General features: G+C 55.6%; 22 protein-coding genes. 13 read left to right on the plus strand and 9 right to left on the minus strand.

What is annotated here, in order from left to right; genetic code table 11:
• Window positions 1-47: 47 nt before the first annotated feature.
• Together tkt and tal are read right to left on the minus strand one after the other, a co-directional pair.
• The gene (gene tkt, locus ABGB15_RS06700; RefSeq protein ID WP_152081793.1) at window positions 48-2,036 is read right to left on the minus strand and encodes a transketolase; all 1,989 of its coding nucleotides are present in this window, start codon (window positions 2,034-2,036) and stop codon (window positions 48-50) included.
• Window positions 2,037-2,055: 19 nt separating this feature from the next.
• Entirely contained in the window at window positions 2,056-3,006 is a 951-nt protein-coding gene (gene tal / locus ABGB15_RS06705) for a transaldolase (protein WP_215723629.1), read from the minus strand.
• Window positions 3,007-3,297: 291 nt separating this feature from the next.
• On the opposite strand from tal, the gene maeB reads away from it, so the two are divergent.
• On the plus strand, window positions 3,298-5,577 hold the full coding sequence (maeB, locus tag ABGB15_RS06710; protein WP_215723628.1) for an NADP-dependent oxaloacetate-decarboxylating malate dehydrogenase: 2,280 nt from the start codon (window positions 3,298-3,300) through the stop codon (window positions 5,575-5,577).
• A gap of 78 nt (window positions 5,578-5,655) precedes the next feature.
• On the opposite strand, the gene hemF is transcribed toward maeB, so the two are convergent.
• The gene (hemF, locus tag ABGB15_RS06715; RefSeq protein ID WP_152081790.1) at window positions 5,656-6,555 is read right to left on the minus strand and encodes an oxygen-dependent coproporphyrinogen oxidase; all 900 of its coding nucleotides are present in this window, start codon (window positions 6,553-6,555) and stop codon (window positions 5,656-5,658) included.
• Window positions 6,555-7,430 (minus strand): N-acetylmuramoyl-L-alanine amidase AmiA, encoded by an 876-nt coding sequence (gene amiA, locus ABGB15_RS06720; protein ID WP_152081789.1) that lies wholly within the window; start codon window positions 7,428-7,430, stop codon window positions 6,555-6,557. Before amiA ends, hemF begins: the two co-directional genes overlap by 1 nt.
• A 210-nt stretch (window positions 7,431-7,640) precedes the next feature.
• On the opposite strand from amiA, the gene ABGB15_RS06725 reads away from it, so the two are divergent.
• The 10 genes from ABGB15_RS06725 to pdxK all read left to right on the plus strand — a co-directional run bounded on the left by ABGB15_RS06725 (window position 7,641) and on the right by pdxK (window position 15,981).
• Window positions 7,641-8,066 carry a GNAT family acetyltransferase gene (locus ABGB15_RS06725; protein WP_152081788.1) on the plus strand — a complete coding sequence of 142 codons (426 nt, stop codon included), beginning with the start codon at window positions 7,641-7,643 and terminating at the stop codon, window positions 8,064-8,066.
• Window positions 8,053-8,502 carry a DUF2919 domain-containing protein gene (locus ABGB15_RS06730; protein ID WP_152081787.1) on the plus strand — a complete coding sequence of 150 codons (450 nt, stop codon included), beginning with the start codon at window positions 8,053-8,055 and terminating at the stop codon, window positions 8,500-8,502. Before ABGB15_RS06725 ends, ABGB15_RS06730 begins: the two co-directional genes overlap by 14 nt.
• 63 nt (window positions 8,503-8,565) lie before the next feature.
• Entirely contained in the window at window positions 8,566-9,141 is a 576-nt protein-coding gene (locus ABGB15_RS06735; protein WP_152081786.1) for an RpoE-regulated lipoprotein, read from the plus strand.
• Window positions 9,142-9,233: 92 nt separating this feature from the next.
• Complete coding sequence (locus tag ABGB15_RS06740) at window positions 9,234-10,133, plus strand: Dyp-type peroxidase (protein WP_215723627.1); 900 nt, start codon at window positions 9,234-9,236, stop codon at window positions 10,131-10,133.
• A 175-nt stretch (window positions 10,134-10,308) separates the two neighbouring features.
• A complete protein-coding gene (locus ABGB15_RS06745) occupies window positions 10,309-11,322 on the plus strand; it encodes a sulfate ABC transporter substrate-binding protein (protein WP_215723626.1) in 1,014 nt (337 codons plus the stop codon).
• Window positions 11,322-12,155 (plus strand): sulfate/thiosulfate ABC transporter permease CysT, encoded by an 834-nt coding sequence (gene cysT / locus ABGB15_RS06750; RefSeq protein ID WP_152081783.1) that lies wholly within the window; start codon window positions 11,322-11,324, stop codon window positions 12,153-12,155. Before ABGB15_RS06745 ends, cysT begins: the two co-directional genes overlap by 1 nt.
• Window positions 12,155-13,030, plus strand: coding sequence for a sulfate/thiosulfate ABC transporter permease CysW (gene cysW / locus ABGB15_RS06755; RefSeq protein ID WP_152081782.1), 876 nt, complete (start codon window positions 12,155-12,157; stop codon window positions 13,028-13,030). Before cysT ends, cysW begins: the two co-directional genes overlap by 1 nt.
• The gene (gene cysA, locus ABGB15_RS06760) at window positions 13,020-14,114 is read left to right on the plus strand and encodes a sulfate/thiosulfate ABC transporter ATP-binding protein CysA (RefSeq protein WP_215723625.1); all 1,095 of its coding nucleotides are present in this window, start codon (window positions 13,020-13,022) and stop codon (window positions 14,112-14,114) included. Before cysW ends, cysA begins: the two co-directional genes overlap by 11 nt.
• Window positions 14,115-14,227: 113 nt before the next feature.
• Window positions 14,228-15,139 carry a cysteine synthase CysM gene (cysM, locus tag ABGB15_RS06765; RefSeq protein ID WP_215723786.1) on the plus strand — a complete coding sequence of 304 codons (912 nt, stop codon included), beginning with the start codon at window positions 14,228-14,230 and terminating at the stop codon, window positions 15,137-15,139.
• Window positions 15,140-15,144: 5 nt separating this feature from the next.
• Window positions 15,145-15,981: a pyridoxine/pyridoxal/pyridoxamine kinase gene (gene pdxK, locus ABGB15_RS06770; RefSeq protein WP_215723787.1), complete on the plus strand. Its 837-nt coding sequence runs from the start codon at window positions 15,145-15,147 to the stop codon at window positions 15,979-15,981.
• A 44-nt stretch (window positions 15,982-16,025) separates the two neighbouring features.
• On the opposite strand, the gene crr is transcribed toward pdxK, so the two are convergent.
• The 5 genes from crr to cysZ form a co-directional block, all read right to left on the minus strand.
• Window positions 16,026-16,535, minus strand: coding sequence for a PTS glucose transporter subunit IIA (gene crr, locus ABGB15_RS06775; protein WP_003861316.1), 510 nt, complete (start codon window positions 16,533-16,535; stop codon window positions 16,026-16,028).
• 40 nt (window positions 16,536-16,575) lie between these two features.
• On the minus strand, window positions 16,576-18,303 hold the full coding sequence (gene ptsI / locus ABGB15_RS06780; protein ID WP_152081778.1) for a phosphoenolpyruvate-protein phosphotransferase PtsI: 1,728 nt from the start codon (window positions 18,301-18,303) through the stop codon (window positions 16,576-16,578).
• A 44-nt stretch (window positions 18,304-18,347) separates the two neighbouring features.
• Window positions 18,348-18,605, minus strand: a complete 258-nt coding sequence (ptsH, locus tag ABGB15_RS06785; protein WP_000487600.1) for a phosphocarrier protein Hpr — start codon at window positions 18,603-18,605, stop codon at window positions 18,348-18,350.
• Window positions 18,606-18,922: 317 nt separating this feature from the next.
• A complete protein-coding gene (gene cysK, locus ABGB15_RS06790) occupies window positions 18,923-19,894 on the minus strand; it encodes a cysteine synthase A (RefSeq protein WP_152081777.1) in 972 nt (323 codons plus the stop codon).
• Between the two features lie 163 nt (window positions 19,895-20,057).
• A complete protein-coding gene (cysZ, locus tag ABGB15_RS06795; RefSeq protein ID WP_152081776.1) occupies window positions 20,058-20,819 on the minus strand; it encodes a sulfate transporter CysZ in 762 nt (253 codons plus the stop codon).
• Between the two features lie 230 nt (window positions 20,820-21,049).
• Here cysZ and zipA point away from each other — a divergent pair, with 230 nt between their 5' ends.
• Window positions 21,050-22,021 (plus strand): cell division protein ZipA, encoded by a 972-nt coding sequence (gene zipA, locus ABGB15_RS06800; RefSeq protein ID WP_215723788.1) that lies wholly within the window; start codon window positions 21,050-21,052, stop codon window positions 22,019-22,021.
• Window positions 22,022-22,089: 68 nt separating this feature from the next.
• Entirely contained in the window at window positions 22,090-24,105 is a 2,016-nt protein-coding gene (gene ligA, locus ABGB15_RS06805) for an NAD-dependent DNA ligase LigA (protein WP_152081774.1), read from the plus strand.

Raw genomic sequence — 24,105 nt, forward strand, 5'->3', positions numbered from 1 at the left:
GATCCGTAGGCCCGGTAAGCGGAGCGCCACCGGGCACACAGACCGCGTTAAATCACGCTCAACGCCTTCTCTACCACGTTCTCAACGGTAAAGCCGAAGTACGGGAACAGCTTGTCGGCCGGAGCCGATTCGCCGTAACCATGCATCCCGACAATCGCCCCTTTCAGCCCGACATATTTGTACCAGTAGTCGGCAATACCCGCTTCCACCGCCACACGAGCCGCGACGTTGGATGGCAGGACCGATTCGCGGTAGGCCTCATCCTGTGCATCGAAAATATCAGTGGAAGGTAGCGAAACCACGCGCACGGCATGCCCTTCGGCGGTCAGTTTCTCTGCGGCTTTCACCGTGATTTCCACCTCTGAACCGGTGGCAATCAGGATCACGTCCGGCTTGCCGCCGCTGTCTTTCAGAATGTATCCGCCGCGGGCGATGTTTTTCACCTGTTCCGGGGTACGCTCAATCTGTGCCAGGTTCTGGCGCGACAGGATCAGCGCCGTCGGCCCGTTATGACGCTCTACGGCCAGCTTCCAGCCCACGGCCGCCTCGACCTGATCGCACGGACGCCAGGTGCTGAAGTTCGGCGTTAAACGCAGGCTCGCCAGCTGTTCAACCGCCTGGTGCGTTGGCCCATCTTCGCCCAGCCCGATGGAGTCATGGGTGTAAACCATAATCTGGCGCGCTTTCATCAGTGCCGCCATGCGCGCCGCGTTGCGGGCATATTCAACAAACATCAGGAAGGTGGCTGTGTACGGCACGAAGCCGCCGTGGTGGGCGATACCGTTGGCAATCGCGGTCATCCCGAACTCTCGCACGCCATAGTGGATGTAGTTCCCGCCGATGTCTTCTTTCAGCGATTTCGAGCCAGACCAGATGGTGAGATTACTCGGAGCCAGGTCCGCCGAGCCGCCCAGCAGTTCAGGCAGGATAGGGCCGATCGCGTTCAGGGTATTTTGCGACGCCTTACGGGTGGCGATTTTCGCCGGGTTGGATTGCAGATTTTCAATCAACGCCTGGGTTTTATCGTCCCAGTCTTCCGGCAGGCCACCGCTCATGCGGCGGGAAAACTCCGCAGCCAGCTCCGGGTGCGCTTTTTTGTAGGCGGCAAACTTCTCGTTCCATGCCTGCTGCGCCTTTTCGCCTGCTTCACGGGCATCCCAGGCTTTGTAGATCTCTTTCGGGATCTCAAACGCCGGGTATTTCCAGCCCAGTTTTTGCCGGGTCAGCGCCACTTCCTCTTCGCCCAGCGCCGCTCCGTGCGCCTCTTCTTTACCTGCTTTGTTGGGTGAACCGAAACCGATGGTGGTGCGGCAGATAATCAGCGACGGTTTATCCTTCACGCTTTGCGCTTCCTGAATCGCTTTTTTCACCGCTTCCGGGTCGTGCCCGTCAATTTCGTGTACCACGTGCCAGTGGTACGCCTCAAAGCGTTTTGCCGTGTCGTCGGTAAACCAGCCTTCGGTTTCCCCGTCGATAGAGATACCGTTGTGATCGTAGAACCCAATCAGCTTGCCGAGCCCCAGCGTGCCCGCCAGCGAGCAGACCTCGTGAGAGATCCCCTCCATCAGGCAGCCGTCGCCCATAAACACATACGTGTAGTGATCGACAATCTCATGATCTGGCTGATTAAACTGCGCCGCCAGCGTGCGTTCGGCAATCGCCAGGCCAACGGCGTTCGCTAAACCCTGACCGAGTGGGCCGGTCGTGGTTTCAACGCCCGGCGTATAGCCAATCTCCGGGTGGCCTGGCGTTTTAGAGTGTAACTGGCGGAAGTTTTTGATCTCCTCAAGCGGGAGATCGTAGCCGGACAGATGCAGCAGGCTGTAGAGCAGCATCGAGGCATGGCCGTTGGAGAGAATAAACCGGTCACGGTCGTACCAGGTGGGATCGGTCGGGTTGTGTTTCAGGAAGTCATTCCACAACACTTCGGCAATATCCGCCATCCCCATCGGTGCGCCAGGGTGGCCGGAATTGGCTTTCTGCACAGCATCCATGCTGAGGGCGCGAATGGCATTGGCAAGCTCTTTACGGGACATAGTTCACTCCATGGCAAGGTTAAAGTTTGGCGGCAAGAAGGTCTTCAAGTTTGCGCTGATCGACGGCGAACAGGCGGATGCCTTCCGCCAGCTTATCGACGGCCATTGCGTCCTGATTGTGCTCCCAACGGAACTCCGCTTCCGTCATGGCTTTGGGTTTTGGCAATACGGTGGAGGTGGGCACCAGTTTGCGGATCACCGTTGCTTCTTTCTCCTGCAACTCTTTTAGCAGGTTAGGGGAGATGGTCAGACGGTCGCAGCCTGCCAGCGCGAGGATCTGCTCGGTGCGGCGGAAGCTGGCCCCCATTACGATGGTTTCGTAACGGTGCTGTTTGTAATAGTCATAGATATTACGAACCGATTTCACACCGGGATCTTCCTCAACCACATACGGGTCCATCGGCTGTTTTGCCTGATACCAGTCGTAGATGCGCCCGACAAACGGCGACACGAGGAATACCCCCGCTTCGGCGCAGGCGCGTGCCTGTGCAAAAGAGAACAGTAGCGTCAGGTTGCAGTGGATGCCCTCTTTTTCAAGAATTTCCGCTGCACGAATGCCTTCCCATGTTGAGGCGAGTTTGATCAAAATACGGGATTTGTTGATTCCCTGCTCCTCATACAGTTCGACCAGACGGCGGGCTTTGTCAATGCTTTTTTCCCGATCGAAAGAGAGACGGGCGTCGACTTCCGTCGAGACTCGACCCGGTATGCTTTTCAGAATTTCCGCACCGAAGTTCACCGCCAGTTTGTCGCTGGCCTCGGCAACCTGTTGCTCCTGCGTTTTCCCGCGCTGTTTACCGTATGCAATCGCGTCGTCAATCAGATGACTAAAATGATCAAGCCCCGCCGCTTTGAGCAGCAGTGAAGGGTTCGTGGTCGCATCTTCCGGCTGGTAGTGCCGAATTGACTCAATATCGCCGCTGTCGGCGACCACGGTGGTGAATTGTTTGATGCCGTCTAGCTGGTTCATAAATAATTACTCCTTGGAAATAAAAGAGTTAGATGAGTGCGTTAGTTCACACTTCTGCGAAAATCATGATGGACTTAACAAAAAAGCATAGCAGACGGGGGAGGCATTGCGTTCTGAGACGGGTAACATGACTGCTATAAATTGATAACAATTTTTGCTCTGCAATGGTGAGAGTTTGGCAGCCTTCAAAGTTTAAGAGGCTGCCAGCGGCGATACTATGCGGCACTCCAGGGTGTGCATCAGGATCGTAAACATCACCCTTTTTGACCGATACGTGAAAGGAATAACAAGATGGATGATCAGTTAAAACAAAGTGCCCTCGATTTTCATGAATTTCCTGTTCCGGGCAAAATCCAGGTCTCCCCAACGAAGCCACTGGCGACGCAGCGCGATCTGGCGCTGGCTTACTCGCCGGGCGTTGCCGCCCCGTGTCTTGAAATCGAAAAAGATCCGCTGGCGGCCTATAAATACACCGCACGCGGCAACCTGGTGGCGGTGATCTCTAACGGTACGGCGGTACTGGGTTTAGGTAACATCGGCGCGCTGGCCGGTAAACCGGTGATGGAAGGGAAGGGGGTCCTGTTTAAGAAATTTGCCGGTATCGACGTGTTTGATATCGAAGTGGATGAGCTTGATCCTGATAAGTTTATCAACGTGGTGGCGGCGCTGGAGCCAACCTTCGGCGGTATCAATCTGGAAGACATCAAAGCGCCGGAATGTTTTTACATTGAGCAAAAACTGCGCGAGCGCATGAACATTCCCGTGTTCCATGACGACCAGCACGGTACGGCCATTATCAGCACCGCCGCCATTCTGAATGGCCTGCGCGTGGTGGAGAAAAACCTCTCGGACGTGCGTATGGTGGTTTCCGGTGCGGGTGCGGCGGCCATCGCCTGTATGAATCTGCTGGTGGCGCTTGGTATGCAGAAACACAACATTGTGGTCTGCGATTCCAAAGGCGTTATCTACAAAGGCCGCGAGCCAAACATGGCGGAAACCAAAGCGGCGTATGCGGTGGACGACGACGGTAAACGCACGCTTGAGGACGTGATCGACGGCGCGGATATCTTCCTCGGCTGTTCAGGCCCGAAAGTGCTGACCCAGGAGATGGTGCAGAAGATGGCGCGTGCGCCAATGATTCTGGCGCTGGCGAACCCGGAACCGGAAATTCTGCCGCCGCTGGCGAAAGCGGTGCGTGAAGATGCCATTATCTGTACTGGCCGTTCGGACTACCCGAACCAGGTCAACAACGTGCTTTGCTTCCCGTTCATCTTCCGCGGGGCGCTGGACGTGGGCGCAACGGCGATCAACGAAGAAATGAAGCTCGCGGCGGTTCACGCTATTGCTGAGCTGGCCCACGCCGAGCAGAGCGAAGTGGTCGCCTCAGCCTACGGCGATCAGGATCTGAGCTTTGGCCCGGACTACATCATTCCAAAACCGTTCGACCCGCGTCTGATTGTGAAGATCGCACCGGCGGTAGCCAAAGCGGCGATGGACTCCGGCGTGGCGACGCGTCCTATTCAGGACTTCGACGCTTACGTCGATAAGCTCACCGAGTTTGTCTACAAAACTAACCTGTTTATGAAGCCTATCTTCTCTCAGGCGCGCGCCGACGCGAAACGCGTGGTGCTGGCGGAAGGGGAAGAGGCGCGCGTGCTGCACGCGACGCAGGAGCTGATCACCTTAGGGCTGGCGAAGCCGATCCTGATTGGTCGTCCGAGCGTGATTGAGATGCGTATCCAGAAGCTGGGGCTGCAGATCACACCGGGCGTGGATTTTGAGATCGTCAATAACGAATCCGATCCGCGTTTTAAAGAGTACTGGAATGAATATTACGCGATCATGAAACGTCGCGGGATCACTCAGGAGCAGGCGCAGCGCGCGGTGATCAGCAACACCACGGTGATCGGTGCGATCATGGTCCATCGCGGTGAAGCGGATGCGCTGATCTGCGGCACTATCGGTGATTATCACGAGCATTTCAGTGTGGTGCAGGAGATCTTCGGCTATCGCGAAGGCGTGCATACCGCCGGGGCGATGAACGCGCTGCTGCTGCCAAGCGGCAACACCTTTATTGCCGACACCTACGTAAACGACGATCCGACCCCGGAAGAGCTGGCGGAGATCACCGTGATGGCGGCGGAAACCGTGCGTCGCTTCGGTATCGAGCCGAAAGTGGCACTGCTGTCGCACTCTAACTTCGGTTCCTCTAAATCTGCGGCGGCCTGCAAAATGCGCCAGACGCTGGAGCTGGTGCGCGAGCGTGCGCCGGAGCTGATGATTGACGGCGAGATGCACGGCGATGCGGCGCTGGTGGAGAGCATCCGTAACGAGCGTATGCCGGACAGCCCGCTGAGAGGCTCGGCGAACGTGCTGATTATGCCGAATGTGGAAGCCGCGCGTATCAGCTACAACCTGCTGCGCGTTTCCAGTTCTGAAGGGGTGACCGTGGGGCCGGTACTGATGGGCGTGGCGAAACCGGTGCATGTGTTAACACCGATTGCCTCCGTGCGTCGTATCGTGAACATGGTGGCGCTGGCGGTGGTTGAGGCGCAGACGCAGCCTCTGTAAGCGCTTTGTGTCGGGTGGCGCATTCGCTTACCCGACCTACGGATTAGGTAGGCCAGGCAAGCGCAGCGCCGCCCGGCATTAAACCCAGTCCCGAACCTGAATAAACTCACGCAAGGCAGCCTCCGGGCTGCCTTCTTTAGGTTCAAAGCTGTACTCCCAGCGCACCAGCGGCGGCATCGACATTAAAATCGACTCCGTTCGCCCACCGGTCTGCAGGCCGAACAGCGTCCCGCGATCCCACACCAGATTAAACTCCACGTAGCGCCCGCGGCGGTAGAGCTGGAACTCTCGCTCGCGCACGCCGTAGTCGGTGTTTTTACGACGCTCGACAATCGGCAGATAGGCATCGGTATAACCTTCGCCCACTGCACGCATAAAGCTGAACGCGGTATCAAAATCCGGCGTGTTCAGGTCGTCAAAGAACAGCCCGCCAATGCCACGCTGCTCGTCGCGATGCTTGATATAAAAATAGTCGTCGCACCACTTTTTGTATTTCGGGTAGACGTCTTCGCCGAACGGCAGGCAAAGATCCCGCGCGGTGGTGTGCCAGTGCACGGCATCCTCTTCAAAGCCGTAGAAGGGGGTTAAGTCGAAGCCGCCGCCAAACCACCACACTGGATCGGCTCCAGGCTTTTCCGCAATGAAGAAGCGCACGTTAGCGTGGCTTGTCGGTACAAACGGGTTATGCGGATGCACCACCAGCGACACGCCCATCGCCTCGAAGCTGCGGCCCGCCAGTTCAGGGCGATGCGCCGTCGCAGAAGCGGGCATGGCATCCCCGTGAACGTGGGAGAAATTGACTCCGGCCTGTTCAAAGATGCCGCCGTTACGCAGCACGCGACTGCGTCCGCCGCCACCGGCGTCACGCTGCCAGTTATCTTCCTGGAATTCACCGCCGTCAGCCGCGGCCAGCGTCTGGCAAATCTCATCCTGCAGCTGCAGCAGGAACGTTTTGACCAGTTGAGCATTGGGTTTCATCAACGTTTCCTGGAGTGCGCTTTTTGGTTATCGAACCAGTTGAAATAACTGATGATCCCGGAGGCAATAGCATTGGCGATTTTCTGCCTGAACGCGGTGGTGCCAAGCAGTCGCTCCTCTTCCGGATTGGTAATAAAGGAGGTTTCAACCAGCACCGACGGGATCGACGGTGACTTCAAGACCACAAATGCGGCCTGCTCGGTGCTTTTACTGTGCAGCCGGTGCACGGGCTTGATTCGTTTCAAAATATGCGAGCCGAGCGTCAGGCTGTTTTTAATGGTGTCCGTCTGAACGAGGTCAAACAGTACCTGCTGCAGCAGGTGGTCTTTATCGGTAGCTTTCTTCCCGGCCACTTCATCCGCGCGGTTTTCGCGGTCGGAGAGGTATTTAGCCATGGCGCTACTGGCCCCCCGGTTGGAGAGCGCAAATACCGACGCGCCCGCTGCCGAAGGGTTTGTGAAGCCGTCCGCGTGGATCGACATAAACAGATCCGCGCCGTGCTGGTGAGCGATCTCCACGCGGTCGTACAGCGGAATGAAGGTATCGCCAGAGCGTGTCAGACGGGCGTCAATACCGTTGCTGCGTAAAATCGCGCGCACATTTTTTGCAATCGCCAGCACGACGTGTTTTTCTTTCGAACCGTTTCTGCCAATGGCACCGGTGTCGATGCCGCCGTGACCGGGATCGAGCATGACCAGACGTTTTGCGCCTGCCTTCTTCGCTTTCGGTTTGCTGTGGCCGTTACTGGTTTTTAAGGCGCTTTCTTCTTTTGCCTGCGCCTGTTTTGCTATGCCCGTTAACGTTAAGGCCGCCAGCCCCGCTTTGAGAACCTGACGACGCGATGTGAGTGCTTTTAATGGTTTGAATGTGCTCATGCGGCCTGAATTGTAAAAATTGGGGTCCTGGTGTTATATCGTATCGTGTTTCCCGTTACGACAGTCCTTATTGAGAATTGTTTTACTTTTCATTTCAATACGTGACAAAGTGACATTATGCCAAATTTTGGCGAGATTTTCCCCGGTTATTGGCTTAACCCGGCGTTAAGGCCATAATCACTGTTTTAAACCCGAAAAGGCGGTAATACCATGGAGATACGCGTTTTTCGCCAGGAAGATTTCGAAGAGGTGATCACCCTTTGGGAGCGCTGCGATCTGCTGCGTCCGTGGAACGATCCGGAAATGGACATCGAACGGAAGGTGAATCACGACGTCAGTCTGTTTTTGGTTGCGGAAGTCAACGGTGAAGTCGTGGGGACGGTGATGGGCGGTTACGACGGCCATCGCGGCTCGGCCTATTATCTGGGCGTGCATCCTGAATATCGGGCACGCGGCATCGCCAATGCGTTGCTTAACCGTCTGGAAAAGAAACTGATTGCCCGCGGCTGCCCGAAGATTCAGATCATGGTGCGGGAAGATAACGACGTGGTGCTGGGCATGTATGAGCGCCTGGGCTATGAGCATTCTGACGTGCTGAGTTTAGGTAAGCGTCTGATCGAAGATGAAGAGTACTGAGTTTCATCCCGGTGACTACGATGGTCATGGCCGTTTGCGTCTGCCTTTTTTGTTCTGGTGCGTGTTGCTGTTGCAGGCGAGAACCTGGGTGCTGTTCGTGATGGCCGGTGCGTCGCGCGGGCAGGGTGATACGCTACTGAATCTCTTTTATCCCGATCACGATGCGTTCTGGCTGGGATTGCTGCCGGGGGTGCCGGCGGTGCTGGCGTTCTTATGCAGTGGGCGACGCCATCTCATCCCACGTTTTTGGGGCGCGCTTCGCTGGCTGCTGATCCTCGCACAGATTGCACTGTTGTGCTGGCAACCTGTCCTCTGGCTGTACGGTGAACCGCTGTCGGGCATTGGGATTGCGCTGGTGGTGGCAGACATTGTGGCGCTGTTGTGGCTGCTCACTAACCCGCGCCTTCGCGCCTGTTTTTCGCATGAGCTGGATTAACGCGGCACTTTTTGCTGATGCCGCACTCCAACAAGCGTTGATTTAATAAGAAAGGACGTTTCAATGAAATCGCTGCGTTTACTTTTATGCGCTCTCCCGCTGGCGTTAACCGGCTGCTCGACGCTCTCCTCCATTAACTGGTCTGCCGCGTATCCGTGGAACTGGTTTGGTTCTTCCACCGAAGTGACCGAACAGGGCGTAGGAAAAATTACCGCGTCAACCGCGCTGGATCAGGACGCCATTCAGAATGCCCTGAGCAGCGACTACCGTCTGCGTAGCGGCATGAAAACCGAAAACGGTAATATCGTCCGCTATTTTGAAGCACTCAAGGGCGACAAACTGGCGCTGGTGATCAACGGCGATAAAGGCACGGTAAACCGTATTGCGGTGATGGATGAAGATATTCCGACGGCGAGCGGTGTGAAAGTAGGCACGCCGTTTAGCGACCTCTACAAACAGGCTTTCGGCAATTGCACCAGCGCCCCGTCTGACGACAGCGTGGCGGTGGAGTGTAAGGCGGAAGGCAGCCAGCATATCAGCTACCTCTTTACCGGCACCTGGAGCGGCCCTGAAGGGTTAATGCCGTCTGACGACACCCTGAAAAACTGGACGGTGAGCAAAATTATCTGGAAGCAGTAATTTGCGCCTGAACAAACCGCCTCGCTGAAATCCGGGTATAATAGCCGCCATCAATGCCACGCTGTCGTGGCATCTTTTTTTCAGGAGGAGCGATGTCTCAGGTTCAGAGTGGCATTTTGCCAGAACATTGCCGCGCGGCGATTTGGATTGAAGCCAATCTTAAAGGGGATGTCGATGCCCTGCGTGCGGCCAGTAAAATTTTCGTTGATAAGCTGGCGACCTTCCAGGCCAAATTCCCTGACGCTCACCTGGGCGCGGTTGTCGCCTTTGGTAATAACGTCTGGCGTCAGCTGAGCGGTGGCGAAGGCGCTGACGAGCTGAAAGATTTTATTCCTTACGGTAAAGGTCTGGCTCCGGCGACGCAGTACGACGTGCTGATTCATATTCTCTCTCTGCGCCACGACGTAAACTTCTCTGTGGCCCAGGCTGCCGTTGAAGCATTTGGTGACAGCATTGACGTGCAGGAAGAGGTTCACGGATTCCGCTGGGTGGAAGAACGCGATTTGAGCGGCTTTGTCGACGGGACCGAAAACCCGGCGGGTGAAGAGACGCGCCGTGATGTGGCGGTCATCAAAGATGGCGTCGATGCGGGCGGCAGCTACGTGTTTGTGCAGCGCTGGGAACACAACCTCAAGCAGCTTAACCGCATGAGCGTGCACGACCAGGAGATGATGATTGGCCGCACCAAAGAGGCTAACGAAGAGATCGACGGCGACGACCGCCCGGTGACGTCTCACCTGACCCGCGTTGATCTGAAAGAAGAGGGCAAAGGGCTGAAGATTGTTCGCCAGAGCCTGCCATACGGCACGGCAAGCGGCACGCACGGTCTTTATTTCTGCGCCTACTGCGCGCGTCTGTATAACATCGAACAACAGCTGCTGAGTATGTTCGGCGATACTGACGGCAAGCGCGACGCCATGCTGCGCTTCACCAAACCGGTGACCGGCGGCTACTACTTCGCCCCGTCCGTGGAGCGCCTGCTGGCGCTGTAAAACCGCTCTCCATACGTAGGCCGGGTAAGCGTTAGCGCCACCCGGCAATTTTCCCCGCACCCCTTATTCCCTTTTCTGCTTGTAAATCACCAAACGGTATATAAAACCGTTACTCCTTTCGCACTCGTTATAAATATTATGACTATAAGATAGTCATCACAAATATAGGTGCGCAATGGCCGTTACTGTACTGAAAAAAGGATCGCTGGCGCTGGCGGGTTTGCTGCTGGTGGCACAAGCGCAGGCAACTGAGCTGTTGAACAGTTCCTATGATGTCTCCCGCGAGCTGTTTGCCGCCCTGAACCCGTCATTTGAACAGCAGTGGGCGAAAGAAAACAATGGCGATAAGCTGACCATCAAGCAGTCTCACGCCGGCTCGTCCAAGCAGGCGCTGGCGATCCTGCAGGGGCTAAAAGCGGACGTCGTGACCTACAACCAGGTGACGGACGTGCAGATCCTGCACGACAAAGGCAAGCTCATTCCTGCTGACTGGCAGAGCCGTTTGCCGAACAACAGCTCGCCGTTTTACTCCACCATGGGATTCCTGGTGCGTAAGGGCAACCCGAAAAATATCCACGACTGGAGCGACCTCGTGCGCTCTGACGTAAAGCTGATTTTCCCGAACCCGAAAACCTCCGGTAACGCCCGCTATACCTATCTGGCGGCGTGGGGCGCGGCAGACAAGGCTGACGGTAACGACAGAGCGAAAACCGAGCAGTTCATGACCCAGTTCCTGAAAAACGTCGAAGTGTTTGATACCGGCGGCCGTGGAGCAACGACGACCTTCGCCGAACGTGGGCTGGGCGACGTGCTGATCAGCTTTGAATCCGAAGTGAACAACATCCGCAAGCAGTACGAAGCACAGGGCTTCGAGGTCGTTATCCCGAAAACCAATATTCTGGCGGAGTTCCCGGTTGCCTGGGTGGATAAAAACGTCAAGGCCAACGGTACAGAGAAGGCGGCGAAAGCCTACCTCAACTATCTCTACAGCCCGCAGGCGCAGACGATTATCACCGATTACTATTATCGCGTGAATAACCCGGACGTGATGAGCAAACTGAAAGACAAGTTCCCGCAAACCGCGCTGTTCCGCGTGGAAGATCATTTCGGCTCCTGGCCTGAGGTGATGAAAACGCACTTTACCAGCGGCGGTGAGCTGGACAAATTGCTGGCGGCGGGGCGTAAGTAATGTTTGCAGTGTCTTCCAGACGTGTGCTGCCGGGATTTACCTTAAGTCTTGGGACCAGCCTGCTGTTCGTCTGTCTGATTTTGTTGTTACCGCTCAGCGCGCTGGTGATGCAGCTCTCTGAGATGAGCTGGTCGCAATACTGGGACGTCGTCACTAACCCGCAGGTGGTGGCGGCTTATAAAGTCACGCTGCTGTCGGCGTTTGTCGCGTCGATTTTCAACGGTGTATTTGGCCTGCTAATGGCGTGGATCTTAACCCGCTATCGCTTCCCTGGCCGCACGCTACTCGATGCGTTAATGGATCTGCCGTTTGCACTGCCAACGGCGGTGGCCGGTTTGACGCTGGCCTCGCTCTTCTCCGTAAACGGTTTTTACGGTGAGTGGCTGGCGAAGTTTGATATCAAAGTGACCTATACCTGGCTCGGCATCGCGGTGGCGATGGCGTTTACCAGTATTCCGTTTGTGGTACGTACCGTACAGCCGGTGCTGGAAGAGTTAGGCCCGGAATATGAAGAAGCGGCGGAAACGCTGGGGGCCACACGCTGGCAGAGCTTCCGCAAAGTGGTGTTGCCTGAACTGTCTCCGGCGCTGTTAGCGGGCGTTGCGCTGTCGTTTACCCGCAGCCTCGGGGAGTTCGGTGCGGTGATCTTCATTGCCGGGAACATCGCGTGGAAAACCGAAGTGACCTCGCTGATGATTTTTGTCCGTTTGCAGGAGTTTGATTATCCGGCAGCGAGTGCGATTGCCTCGGTGATCCTCGCCGCATCGTTGCTGCTGCTGTTTTCGATTAACACCCTGCAAAGTCGCTTTGGTCGGCGTGTGGTAGGTCACTGATGGCGGAAGTTACTCAATTGAAGCGCTATGACGCGCCCCGTATTAACTGGGGCAAATGGTTTCTGATTGGTACGGGCGTGCTGGTTTCAGCGTTTATTCTCGTTGTGCCAATGGTGTACATCTTTGTTCAGGCGTTCAGCAAAGGGCTGATGCCCGCGCTGGAGAACCTGACGAACCCGGACATGCTGCACGCCATCTGGCTGACTGTACTGATTGCGCTGATCACCGTCCCGGTTAACCTGGTGTTTGGTACGCTGCTGGCCTGGCTGGTAACGCGCTTTAACTTTCCTGGCCGCCAGCTATTACTGACATTGCTGGATATTCCGTTTGCCGTGTCACCGGTGGTGGCCGGCCTGGTTTACCTGCTGTTTTACGGCTCCAACGGCCCGCTCGGCGGCTGGCTGGATGAGCATGACCTGCAGATCATGTTCGCCTGGCCGGGTATGGTACTGGTCACGATTTTTGTCACCTGTCCGTTTGTGGTGCGCGAGCTGGTGCCGGTGATGTTAAGCCAGGGCAGCCATGAAGATGAGGCGGCGGTGCTGCTGGGCGCATCTGGCTGGCAGATGTTCCGCCGCGTCACGCTGCCGAATATTCGCTGGGCGCTGCTGTATGGCGTGGTGCTGACCAATGCCCGTGCGATTGGCGAATTTGGTGCGGTGTCGGTGGTCTCCGGCTCGATTCGTGGCGAAACCCTGTCGCTGCCGTTACAGATTGAGTTACTGGAACAGGACTACAACACCGTCGGTTCCTTTACTGCCGCAGCGTTGCTGACGCTGATGGCCATTTTGACCCTGTTTTTGAAGAGTGTGGTGCAGTGGCGTTTAGAGAATCAGGAAAAACGTCAGCATCAGGAGGGAAATCATGAGCATTGAGATTGCCAATATTAAGAAGTCTTTTGGTCGCACCCAGGTGCTGAATGATATCTCGCTGGATATCCCTTCCGGACAAATGGTCGCGCTGCTGGGGCCGTCCGGCTCCGGTAAAACCACGCTGCTGCGGATTATCGCCGGGCTTGAGCACCAGACCAGCGGGCACATCCGCTTCCACGGTACCGACGTGAGCCGCCTGCACGCCCGCGATCGTAAGGTGGGCTTTGTGTTCCAGCATTACGCGCTGTTCCGCCACATGACCGTGTTCGACAACATCGCCTTTGGTCTGACCGTGCTGCCGCGTCGTGAACGCCCTAATGCGGCAGCCATTAAAGCGAAAGTGACCAAACTGCTGGAGATGGTACAGCTGGCTCACCTGGCGGACCGTTTTCCGGCACAGCTTTCCGGCGGGCAGAAGCAGCGCGTGGCGCTGGCGCGCGCGCTGGCCGTTGAGCCACAAATTTTGCTGCTGGATGAACCCTTCGGCGCGCTGGATGCGCAGGTGCGCAAAGAGCTGCGCCGCTGGCTGCGTCAGCTGCATGAAGAGCTGAAATTCACCAGCGTCTTCGTGACCCACGATCAGGAAGAGGCGATGGAGGTTGCCGACCGCGTGGTAGTGATGAGCCAGGGGAATATTGAGCAGGTGGATGAGCCAGAACAGCTCTGGCGTGAACCGGCGACCCGCTTCGTGCTCGAATTTATGGGTGAAGTGAACCGACTGCAGGGCACCATTCGCGGCGGACAGTTCCACGTGGGCGCGCACCGCTGGCCGCTGGGCTATACCTCCGCGCACCAGGGGCCGGTCGATCTGTTCCTGCGTCCGTGGGAAGTGGACGTCAGCCGTCGCACCAGCCTGGATTCACCGCTGCCGGTGCAGGTGCTGGAAGCCAGCCCAAAAGGACACTACACCCAACTGGTGGTACAGCCGCTGGGCTGGTACACCGAGCCGCTGACCGTGGTCATGCGCGACGACGAGCCGCCGTACCGGGGAGAGCGCCTGTTTGTCGGCCTGCAACATGCCCGTATTTATCACGGCAACGATCGTATTGAGGCGCGCGAGGATATTGCTCTGGCGGAGACAGCCTGATAGGTTAGGATTACGTAGTTTTGCCGGGTGGCGCTGCGCTTACCCGGCCTACAAGATGACGTCCGTAGGCCCGGTAAGCGCAGCGCCACCGGGCTTTTTATTGGACAGCGATCATGAATACATTAGAACACACCATCGGCAATACTCCTCTGGTCAAACTTCAGCGCATGGGGTGTGCCAACGGCAGCGAAATCTGGGTCAAACTTGAAGGCAATAACCCTGCGGGATCGGTAAAGGACAGAGCGGCGCTGTCGATGATCGTCCAGGCGGAAAAACGCGGTGAGATTAAGCCCGGCGACGTGTTGATTGAGGCCACCAGTGGCAACACCGGTATCGCGCTGGCAATGATTGCGGCGCTGAAAGGCTACCGCATGAAGCTGCTGATGCCAGACAACATGAGCCAGGAGCGCCGCGCCGCCATGCGCGCCTACGGAGCCGAACTGATTCTTGTGACCAAAGAGCAGGGGATGGAAGGGGCGCGCGACTTAGCATTCGCGATGGCCGAGCGCGGCGAAGGCAAGCTGCTCGACCAGTTCAACAACCCGGATAACCCTTACGCGCACTACACCACCACCGGCCCGGAAATCTGGCAGCAGACCGGCGGACGCATTACGCATTTCGTTTCCAGCATGGGGACGACGGGCACCATTACCGGCGTGTCGCGGTTTCTGCGCGAGCAGGAAAAAGCGGTCACCATCGTTGGCCTGCAGCCGGAAGAGGGGAGCAGTATTCCCGGAATCCGCCGCTGGCCTGCGGAATATATGCCTGGCATCTTTAATGCGCAGCTTGTGGATCAGGTGCTGGATCTTCACCAGCGCGAGGCGGAGAATACCATGCGTGAGCTGGCCGTGCGTGAAGGTATCTTCTGCGGAGTCAGTTCGGGGGGCGCAGTAGCAGGCGCGATTCGGGTGGCGAAGGCAAACCCTGGCGCAGTGGTGGTAGCGATTATCTGCGATCGCGGCGATCGTTACCTGTCTACCGGTGTCTTTGGTGAAGAGAGTTATTCGCAGGGGGCGGGGATTTAAGCGTCATGGAGATGATTTTATTCCGGGATAAAACACGGGCGCGGCAAACCGATATTGTCGCCGTGCAGTCTCAGGTGGTGTATGGCAGCGTGGGGAATAGCATCGCGGTGCCCAATATCAGAACGCACCGGCTTAACGTTACAGCTGTGCCGACGGTGCTGTTCAGCAACACGCCGCATTACGATACGTTCTACGGTGGCGTGATCCCCGATGAGTGGTTTAGCGGCTATCTGAAAGCACTGGAAGAGCGTGAGATCTTGCGTGAGTTAAAGGCGGTAACCACTGGCTATATGGGCAGCGCCAGCCAGATCGCGCTGCTGGCCCAGTGGCTTAAGGCCATCAAAGTGCAGCATCCCGATCTGCTGGTTCTGGTCGATCCGGTTATCGGCGATATCGACAGTGGAATGTACGTAAAACCGGAGATCCCGGAAGCCTATCGTCAGCATCTGCTGCCGCTGGCCCAGGGCATTACGCCAAACGTATTTGAGCTGGAAGTGTTAAGCGGCAGGTCGTGCCGTACACCGGAAAGCGCCATTGCCGCCGCACAGGCGCTGTTGTCTGACACGCTGAAATGGGTGGCGATCACCAGTGCGCCGGTGGCTGACAATCCGGAAAATATTCACGTGGTGCTGGTCACACGAGAAGGCGTGACCGTCAGTGCTCATCCGCGTGTGGAGACGGATCTGAAAGGAACGGGCGATCTGTTCTGTTCGGAGCTGGTCAGCGGAATTGTTGAAGGCAAAACCGTTGCCGATGCCATTCGCATGGCGGGCGATCGGGTGACTGACGTGATGCTGTATACGCAGTCGAAAGGCTATGACGAGCTTATCCTCCCCGCATAAACAAAAATGGCACCCGAAGGTGCCATTTCTCTGTGCGGCAAGAATTACTTCTTGATGCGGATAACCGGGGTTTCACCCACGGTGACGCTGCCAGACAGTTTGATCAGTTCTTTGATTTCATCCATGTTGGAGATAACAACCGGAGTCAGGGTAGACTTGGCTTTTTCTTCCAGCAGTGGCAGATCAAATTCAATCACCGGGTCGCCAACTTTAACACGCTGGCCTTCTTCTGCGATACGTTTGAAGCCTTCACCTTTCAGTTCAACGGTGTCGATACCGAAGTGAACGAACAGCTCGATACCGCTATCGGATTCGATAGAGAACGCATGGTTGGTTTCAAAAATTTTACCGATGGTGCCGTCAACTGGAGCAACCATTTTGTTGCCAGTTGGTTTGATAGCAATGCCATCACCAACGATTTTCTCAGCAAACACTACATCCGGCACGTCTTCGATGTTGACGATCTCGCCGGAGAGCGGAGCAACAATCTCAATAGTTCCGGAGTCTTTCTTATCATCAGAAACCAGAGATTTCAGTTTATCGAACAAACCCATGATCTTCTCCTAAGCAGTAAATTGGGCCGCATCTCGTGGATTAGCAGATTGTTTTTTCTTCAATGAACTTGTTAACCAGCGTCATTAACTCGTCCGTTGTCGGTTGAGCAAGAGCCTGCTCTGCTAACACCTTCGCATCTTCGAAGTTCGTGTTACGGATAATCTTCTTAATGCGCGGGATGGAAATGGCGCTCATAGAGAATTCGTCCAGACCCATACCCAGCAACAGAAGTGTAGCACGTTCGTCGCCTGCAAGCTCACCACACATGCCAGTCCATTTACCTTCTGCATGAGAAGCATCAATAACTTGCTTGATCAAGTTCAGTACGGACGGTGACATTGGCTGGTAGAGATGGGAGATCATATCATTACCACGGTCAACTGCCAGGGTGTACTGCGTTAAATCATTGGTGCCAATACTAAAGAAATCAACTTCTTTGGCTAAATGACGCGCAATGGTCGCGGCCGCAGGTGTTTCCACCATCACGCCGATCTCGATTGACTCGTCAAACGCTTTACCTTCGTCACGCAGTTCCTGTTTGTAGATTTCGATCTCTTTTTTCAGTGCACGCACTTCTTCAACAGAGATGATCATCGGGAACATGATGCGCAGCTTACCGAAAGCGGAGGCACGCAGGATGGCGCGAACCTGGTCACGCAGGATCTCTTTGCGATCCATGGCGATACGCACAGCACGCCAGCCCAGGAACGGGTTCTCTTCTTTCGGGAAGTTCATGTACGGCAGCTCTTTGTCGCCACCGATGTCCATGGTACGGACGATAACTGCCTGAGAGCCACAGGCCTCAGCGACAGCTTTGTATGCAGCGAACTGTTCTTCTTCAGTTGGCAGCGCGTCGCGGTCCATGAACAGGAATTCAGTACGATACAGACCAACACCTTCCGCACCGTTGCGCTCAGCGCCATCAACGTCACGTACAGTACCGATGTTCGCGCACACTTCAACCTGGTGGCCGTCCAGCGTAATGGCTGGCAGGTCTTTCAGTTTAGCGAGTTCCGCTTTCTCGGTCGCAACCTGCTCCTGAACGGCGCGCAGTTGCTCGATCTCTTCGTTAGTTGGGTTGACGTAAACCTGGTTGTTTACGGCATCCAGAATCAGATAGTCGCCGTTTTTCACCTGAGAGGTGACGCTGCCGGTGCCCACGATCGCAGGCAGTTCCAGAGAACGCGCCATGATTGAGGTGTGGGAGGTACGGCCGCCCGCGTCGGTGATAAAACCGAGGACCTTTTTCAGGTTCAGCTGTGCGGTTTCAGACGGGGTCAGGTCAGCGGCAACCAGGATAACTTCGTCCTGAATCGCGCTCAGATCGATAATGGCCAGACCCAGGATGTTGCGCAGCAGGCGCTTACCGATGTCACGCACGTCAGCCGCACGCTCTTTCAGGTATTCATCATCCAGTTCTTCCAGGGCAGTTGCCTGACCTTCGATAACTTCATGTGCAGCCGCGTCGGCCGTCATGCCTTTATCTTTAATCAGGGCTATGATTTCCTGCTCCAGCTCCTCATCTTCGAGCAGCATGATATGCCCTTCGAAGATGGCTTCTTTTTCTTCACCGAAAGTTTCGCCAGCTTTAGTTTTGATCGCTTCCAGTTGCGCAGATGCCTTGGCACGACCGCTCAGAAAACGCTCAACTTCCTGATCAACCTTGTCGGCAGAAATTTTTTTCCGGTCAATGACGATTTCGTCTTCTTTCAGCAGCAATGCTTTGCCGAAAGCGATACCCGGAGATGCTAAAATGCCTGAAATCATAACCCTACCTTACTTGTGACTGATATTGAAAAGAACCCGGAAACTTACTCGAGTTCAGCCATCAGCTTAACCAGATGCTCAACTGCTTTCTGCTCGTCTTCACCTTCCGCAGAGATGGTGACGACGGTGCCCTGGGTCAGACCCAGAGTCTGCAGTTTAAACAGGCTTTTCGCGCTAGCGCTTTTGCCGTTGGAAGTCACAGTGATTTCAGAAGTGAAGCCTTTCGCTTCTTTAACAAACTGAGCAGCAGGGCGGGTGTGCAGACCGTTCGGAGCGGTAATGGTAACTTCTTGCTGGAACATTGTATTTCCCCAACTTATAGGTTTAGTGTTGTGGAACTAAAGTCTAGCCTGGCGACTTAACTTTAGCCTGTATTGTTAGCGCTGACGTTTCAATCGTCATTAAACATTATGCAGTGAAAGCAAGACTTGAACCAAATCATAAAATCGATTCAGCAAGGCTATTTCGTTCACTGATTAATTTCGCGCATCAAAATAATTGCTGGTTTAAATACCAGACCCAACGGGGTGAATCAATGCCAGGAGGGGCAAAACTTTGAAGCAGGCCACAAAAAAGCACCCAAAAAGGTGCTTTTTTACGCGTTTTTAACATGCTGGCATTACTGTTGCAGTTCTTTCTCTGTGAAGAGATCGGCAAACAGTGCTGTGCTTAAGTATCGCTCACCCGAGGAAGGAAGGATAACCACAATATTCTTATTGGTAAAGGCTTCATCTTCCTGAAGTTTGAGCGCAGCCGCAACGGCAGCACCGGAAGATATACCTGCCAGAATACCTTCTTCGTCCATCAGGCGACGCGCGGTAGAGATGGCTTCTTCATTGGTGATAGCCACCACTTTATCAATCAGCTTCAGATCCAGGTTACCCGGAATGAAGCCCGCGCCAATACCCTGAATTTTGTGCGGGCCTGGTTTGAGTTCTTCACCCGCCAGCGCCTGAGCGATAACCGGAGAGTCGGTGGGTTCCACGGCAACGGTGATCAGGTCTTTTTTACCTTTTGTGCCTTTTATATAGCGAGACACACCCGTCAGCGTACCGCCGGTACCCACGCCGGAGATAAACACGTCAACCTGGCCATCAGTATCTTCCCAGATTTCCGGGCCGGTGGTTTTTTCGTGAATTTCCGGGTTTGCCGGGTTGCTGAACTGCTGCAGCAGCAGATATTTCTCCGGATCGCTGGCAACGATCTCTTCGGCTTTCTGAATGGCACCTTTCATGCCTTTCGCGCCTTCGGTCAGAACCAGGTTTGCGCCCAGCGCTTTCAGCAGCTTGCGGCGTTCAATGCTCATGGTTTCAGGCATGGTCAGCGTCAGCTTGTAGCCACGCGCCGCAGCAACATAGGCCAATGCGATACCCGTGTTACCACTGGTTGGCTCCACCAGCTCAACGCCTGGCTTCAGCACGCCACGTTTTTCCGCATCCCAAATCATGTTTGCACCGATACGGCATTTTACGCTGAAGCTCGGGTTACGTGATTCGACCTTCGCCAGGATGCGTCCATTACCGATACGGTTCAGTCGAACCAGGGGCGTATGACCGATAGTCAGCGAGTTGTCTTCATAAATCTTACTCATGGCCTGTCCTTAACTGTATGAAATTGGGATACCGTCCCAGCATACCTGTTGAATAAGTATGGGGAAGTAAGGAATTCGCATATCTATATACTGCAAGGAAATAATGGGGATCAGTATGGAATAAGGGGCGGCATAAGCCACCCCTGTTTTACACATTTTTGCATTATTTCCACAACGCATGTTTAGCACGATAACAATCCACCCACATCGCCGTCGCGCCGCAGACGGCGACCGGCATGATGAACAGATTAAGGAACGGGATCATCGTGAACAGGCTCGTCAGCGCGCCGAACTGCATATTGGCGACTTTCTGCGTGCGCAGGGCCGTGCGCATCGCTTTAAACGGCACTTTGTGGTTATCAAACGGATAGTCGCAATACTGGATCGCCAGCATCCAGGCGCTGAACAGGAACCACAGTACCGGCGCGACCGTCTGGCCGATGCCGGGCACAAAATAGAGGATAAGCAGCACAATCGCGCGCGGCAGATACCAGGCAAATTTCTGCCACTCGCGTTTCATGATGCGCGGGATATCTTTCATGACGCCCAGTACGCCCGTATCCGGCGGTGTGGCACCGGTAAGACGCGCTTCTAATTGTTCTGCCAGCAGGCCGTTAAACGGCGCGGCTATCCAGTTGGCAATGGTCGAAAAGAAATAGCCGAATACCAGCAGCACGGAAATGACCACAATCGGCCACAGCACGTAGCTCAGCCACTGCAGCCAGTCAGGCACATGGCTCATAATGGCGGGAACCCAGCTTTCCAGCTTTGTGAACAACCACCAGAACGCGCCGCCCATCAAAAGAATATTAATAAGCAGTGGCAGAATAACGAAGCGGCGAATACCCGGCAGGGAGACCAGTTTCCAGCCCTGAGAAAAATACCAGACGCCGCTGCGCGGGGTGGGAGAAGATGTTGAAACCATAACCAGGCTGTACTCCTTTTTACACAACCAGTGGAATTGCCCGCCTATATTATCCAGTTACGGACCAATGACCAGTTCGGAAATGTTCGAAAAAACAGCAAAAAGCACGTTTTAGCGCATCTTTATGCTGTGAATGCTCTGCACACACTTGCACTTGACGTAAACGGCAAATACTCTTAGTGAGTAAATGTTTGCCGTGGTGGCAAGGTGTTAGAACAACAGAGAATATAATGATGCAGGATTTGCGTCTGATATTAATCATTGTTGGCGCGATCGCCATAATCGCTTTACTGGTACATGGTTTCTGGACCAGCCGTAAAGAGCGCTCTTCTATGTTTCGCGATCGCCCACTGAAGCGCATGAAGTCCAGTCGTGACGACGATGACGGTGAAGACGACATCATAGGTAGCGACGACGACGGCGTGGGTGAAGTTCGTGTTCATCGGGTCAATACTGCGCCCGGCGCAGCTCATGGGGAGCATGACGCACCCCGCGCTCCGCAGCACCAGTATCAACCGCCGTATGCTTCTGCACAGCCGCGCCAGCCTGCGCAGCCGCCTGTGGAAGAGCCGGTGCGTCAGCCGCCGCAACAGCCTGTTTCTCAGCAGCCTGCTGCACCGCAACCGGCTCAACAGCAGCCAGTCCAGCCGCAGCCGGTCCAGCAGCCTGTGCACCAGCCTCAGCCGCCGGTACAACAGCCTGCGCCACAGCCAGATCCGGCACCGCTCGTTGAGCCTGAACCTGTTGCCGAGCCTGAACCCGTTGTTGAAAAACCGCAGCGTAAAGAAGCGGTGATCATCATGAACGTGGCCGCACATCATGGCAGCCATCTGAACGGTGACGTCCTGCTTAACAGCATTCAACAGGCAGGCTTCAAGTTTGGCGATATGAATATTTTCCATCGCCACCTGAGCCCTGACGGTAGCGGCCCGGCGCTGTTCAGCCTGGCGAATATGGTCAACCCTGGCACCTTTGATCCGGATATGAGCGGTGATTTCGTGACGCCGGGTGTGACAATCTTTATGCAGGTGCCGTCTTACGGTGACGAACTGCAAAACTTCAAGCTGATGCTGCAGTCCGCTCAGCACATTGCCGACGAAGTGGGTGGTGTGGTGCTCGACGATCAGCGTCGTATGATGACGCCGCAGAAACTGCGCGAGTATCAGGACCGCATCCGCGAAGTTAAGGAAGCCAACGCATAATCGTCGCGTTTACTTCAACTCCTCCTCAACCCCCGCATGTCGGGGGTTTTTTCTCTTGATGGTGCGATATGGACTCAATCGAACAACAACTCACTGAACTGCGAACCACGCTTCGCCATCATGAATACCTCTACCACGTTATGGACGCGCCGGAAATTCCGGATGCGGAGTATGACCGCCTGATGCGTGAACTGCGCGAACTTGAGGCGCAGCACCCTGAATTAATCACGCCTGATTCCCCGACTCAGCGTGTGGGCGCAGAGCCGCTGGGGGCGTTCAGCCAGGTGCGGCATGAAGTGCCGATGCTGTCGCTGGATAACGTTTTTGATGAAGAAAGTTTCCTGGCGTTTAACAAGCGCGTGCAGGACCGGCTGAAAAGCAGTGACTCCCTGACCTGGTGCTGTGAGCTGAAGCTGGACGGCCTGGCGGTCAGTATCCTCTATGAAAATGGCGTGATGGTGCGCGCCGCTACCCGTGGTGACGGCACCACGGGTGAGGATATCACCACCAACGTGCGTACTATTCGCGCTATCCCGCTGAGGTTGCGTGGCGATAACATCCCGGCACGTCTGGAAGTGCGCGGTGAAGTGTTCCTGCCGCAGGCGGGCTTCGAAAAAATTAACGAAGAAGCGCGTCGTACCGGCGGGAAAGTATTTGCTAACCCACGTAACGCGGCGGCAGGCTCGTTGCGCCAGCTGGACCCGCGCATAACCGCGAAGCGACCGCTTACGTTCTTCTGCTATGGCGTGGGGATTCTGGAAGGCGGTGAACTGCCGGATACCCACCTCGGGCGTTTGCTGCAATTTAAGGCGTGGGGCCTGCCGGTGAGTAATCGCGTACAGCTATGCGATTCTCCGGAAGCGGTGCTGGCGTTCTACCACAAGGTTGAAGAGGACCGTCCAACGCTTGGTTTTGATATTGATGGCGTGGTGATCAAGGTTAACTCACTTGAACTTCAGGAGCAGTTAGGCTTTGTGGCTCGCGCACCGCGCTGGGCGGTGGCCTTTAAATTCCCGGCGCAGGAGCAGATGACCTTTGTCCGCGACGTGGAATTCCAGGTGGGGCGTACAGGGGCGATTACGCCAGTGGCGCGACTGGAGCCGGTTCAGGTTGCTGGCGTGCTGGTGAGCAACGCCACGCTGCACAATGCCGATGAAATTGCGCGTCTGGGTCTGCGCATTGGCGACAAAGTGGTGATTCGTCGCGCGGGTGATGTTATCCCGCAGGTGGTTAACGTCGTTGAGTCAGAACGTCCTGACGATACGCGTGCTATTGAATTCCCGTCCCACTGCCCGGTTTGCGGCTCGGACGTTGAACGTGTCGAAGGTGAAGCGGTAACGCGCTGTACGGGCGGGTTAATTTGCGGCGCGCAGCGTAAAGAGTCGCTTAAGCATTTCGTTTCCCGTCGCGCGATGGATGTCGACGGCATGGGCGATAAGATTATCGATCAGCTGGTTGAGAAAGAGTATGTCCATACGCCTGCGGATCTCTTCAGGCTGACCGCGGGAAAACTCACCGGGCTTGACCGCATGGGGCCGAAGTCAGCGCAGAATGTCGTTAACGCGCTGGAAGCCGCGAAAGAGACCACCTTTGCCCGCTTCCTCTATGCGCTGGGTATTCGTGAAGTGGGTGAAGCAACGGCAGCGGGCCTCGCGGCGTACTTTGGCACGCTGGAGGCGCTGGAAAAAGCGAGCATCGACGAGCTACAAAAAGTGCCGGATGTCGGTATTGTGGTTGCGACGCACGTCTATAATTTCTTCGCTGAAGAGAGTAACCGCGAGGTGATCGGCCAGTTACTGAAAGAAGGCATTACATGGCCTGCGCCAGTGGTGGTGAATGCGGAAGAGATAGACAGCCCGTTTGCGGGTAAAACGGTGGTCCTGACCGGTAGCCTGAGCCAGCTTTCACGTGATGATGCCAAAGCGCGTCTGGTGGCGCTGGGGGCAAAAGTGGCGGGCAGCGTGTCGAAGAAAACCGACCTGGTGATCGCCGGGGAAGCCGCCGGTTCGAAGCTGGCCAAAGCGCAGGAACTGGGCATTGAGGTTATCGACGAAGCAGAGATGATGCGCCTGCTGGGAGAGTGA

Source organism: Enterobacter sp. MALB-1 (assembly GCF_041021625.1).
GTDB lineage: Bacteria > Pseudomonadota > Gammaproteobacteria > Enterobacterales > Enterobacteriaceae > Enterobacter > Enterobacter oligotrophicus.

Coding starts and splice junctions, on each gene's coding strand:
- tkt (WP_152081793.1), bottom strand. CDS start 2,036: ATGTCCCGTAAAGAGCTTGCCAATGCCATTCGCGCCCTCAGCATGGAT.
- tal (WP_215723629.1), bottom strand. CDS start 3,006: ATGAACCAGCTAGACGGCATCAAACAATTCACCACCGTGGTCGCCGAC.
- maeB (WP_215723628.1), top strand. CDS start 3,298: ATGGATGATCAGTTAAAACAAAGTGCCCTCGATTTTCATGAATTTCCT.
- hemF (WP_152081790.1), bottom strand. CDS start 6,555: ATGAAACCCAATGCTCAACTGGTCAAAACGTTCCTGCTGCAGCTGCAG.
- amiA (WP_152081789.1), bottom strand. CDS start 7,430: ATGAGCACATTCAAACCATTAAAAGCACTCACATCGCGTCGTCAGGTT.
- ABGB15_RS06725 (WP_152081788.1), top strand. CDS start 7,641: ATGGAGATACGCGTTTTTCGCCAGGAAGATTTCGAAGAGGTGATCACC.
- ABGB15_RS06730 (WP_152081787.1), top strand. CDS start 8,053: ATGAAGAGTACTGAGTTTCATCCCGGTGACTACGATGGTCATGGCCGT.
- ABGB15_RS06735 (WP_152081786.1), top strand. CDS start 8,566: ATGAAATCGCTGCGTTTACTTTTATGCGCTCTCCCGCTGGCGTTAACC.
- ABGB15_RS06740 (WP_215723627.1), top strand. CDS start 9,234: ATGTCTCAGGTTCAGAGTGGCATTTTGCCAGAACATTGCCGCGCGGCG.
- ABGB15_RS06745 (WP_215723626.1), top strand. CDS start 10,309: ATGGCCGTTACTGTACTGAAAAAAGGATCGCTGGCGCTGGCGGGTTTG.
- cysT (WP_152081783.1), top strand. CDS start 11,322: ATGTTTGCAGTGTCTTCCAGACGTGTGCTGCCGGGATTTACCTTAAGT.
- cysW (WP_152081782.1), top strand. CDS start 12,155: ATGGCGGAAGTTACTCAATTGAAGCGCTATGACGCGCCCCGTATTAAC.
- cysA (WP_215723625.1), top strand. CDS start 13,020: ATGAGCATTGAGATTGCCAATATTAAGAAGTCTTTTGGTCGCACCCAG.
- cysM (WP_215723786.1), top strand. CDS start 14,228: ATGAATACATTAGAACACACCATCGGCAATACTCCTCTGGTCAAACTT.
- pdxK (WP_215723787.1), top strand. CDS start 15,145: ATGGAGATGATTTTATTCCGGGATAAAACACGGGCGCGGCAAACCGAT.
- crr (WP_003861316.1), bottom strand. CDS start 16,535: ATGGGTTTGTTCGATAAACTGAAATCTCTGGTTTCTGATGATAAGAAA.
- ptsI (WP_152081778.1), bottom strand. CDS start 18,303: ATGATTTCAGGCATTTTAGCATCTCCGGGTATCGCTTTCGGCAAAGCA.
- ptsH (WP_000487600.1), bottom strand. CDS start 18,605: ATGTTCCAGCAAGAAGTTACCATTACCGCTCCGAACGGTCTGCACACC.
- cysK (WP_152081777.1), bottom strand. CDS start 19,894: ATGAGTAAGATTTATGAAGACAACTCGCTGACTATCGGTCATACGCCC.
- cysZ (WP_152081776.1), bottom strand. CDS start 20,819: ATGGTTTCAACATCTTCTCCCACCCCGCGCAGCGGCGTCTGGTATTTT.
- zipA (WP_215723788.1), top strand. CDS start 21,050: ATGATGCAGGATTTGCGTCTGATATTAATCATTGTTGGCGCGATCGCC.
- ligA (WP_152081774.1), top strand. CDS start 22,090: ATGGACTCAATCGAACAACAACTCACTGAACTGCGAACCACGCTTCGC.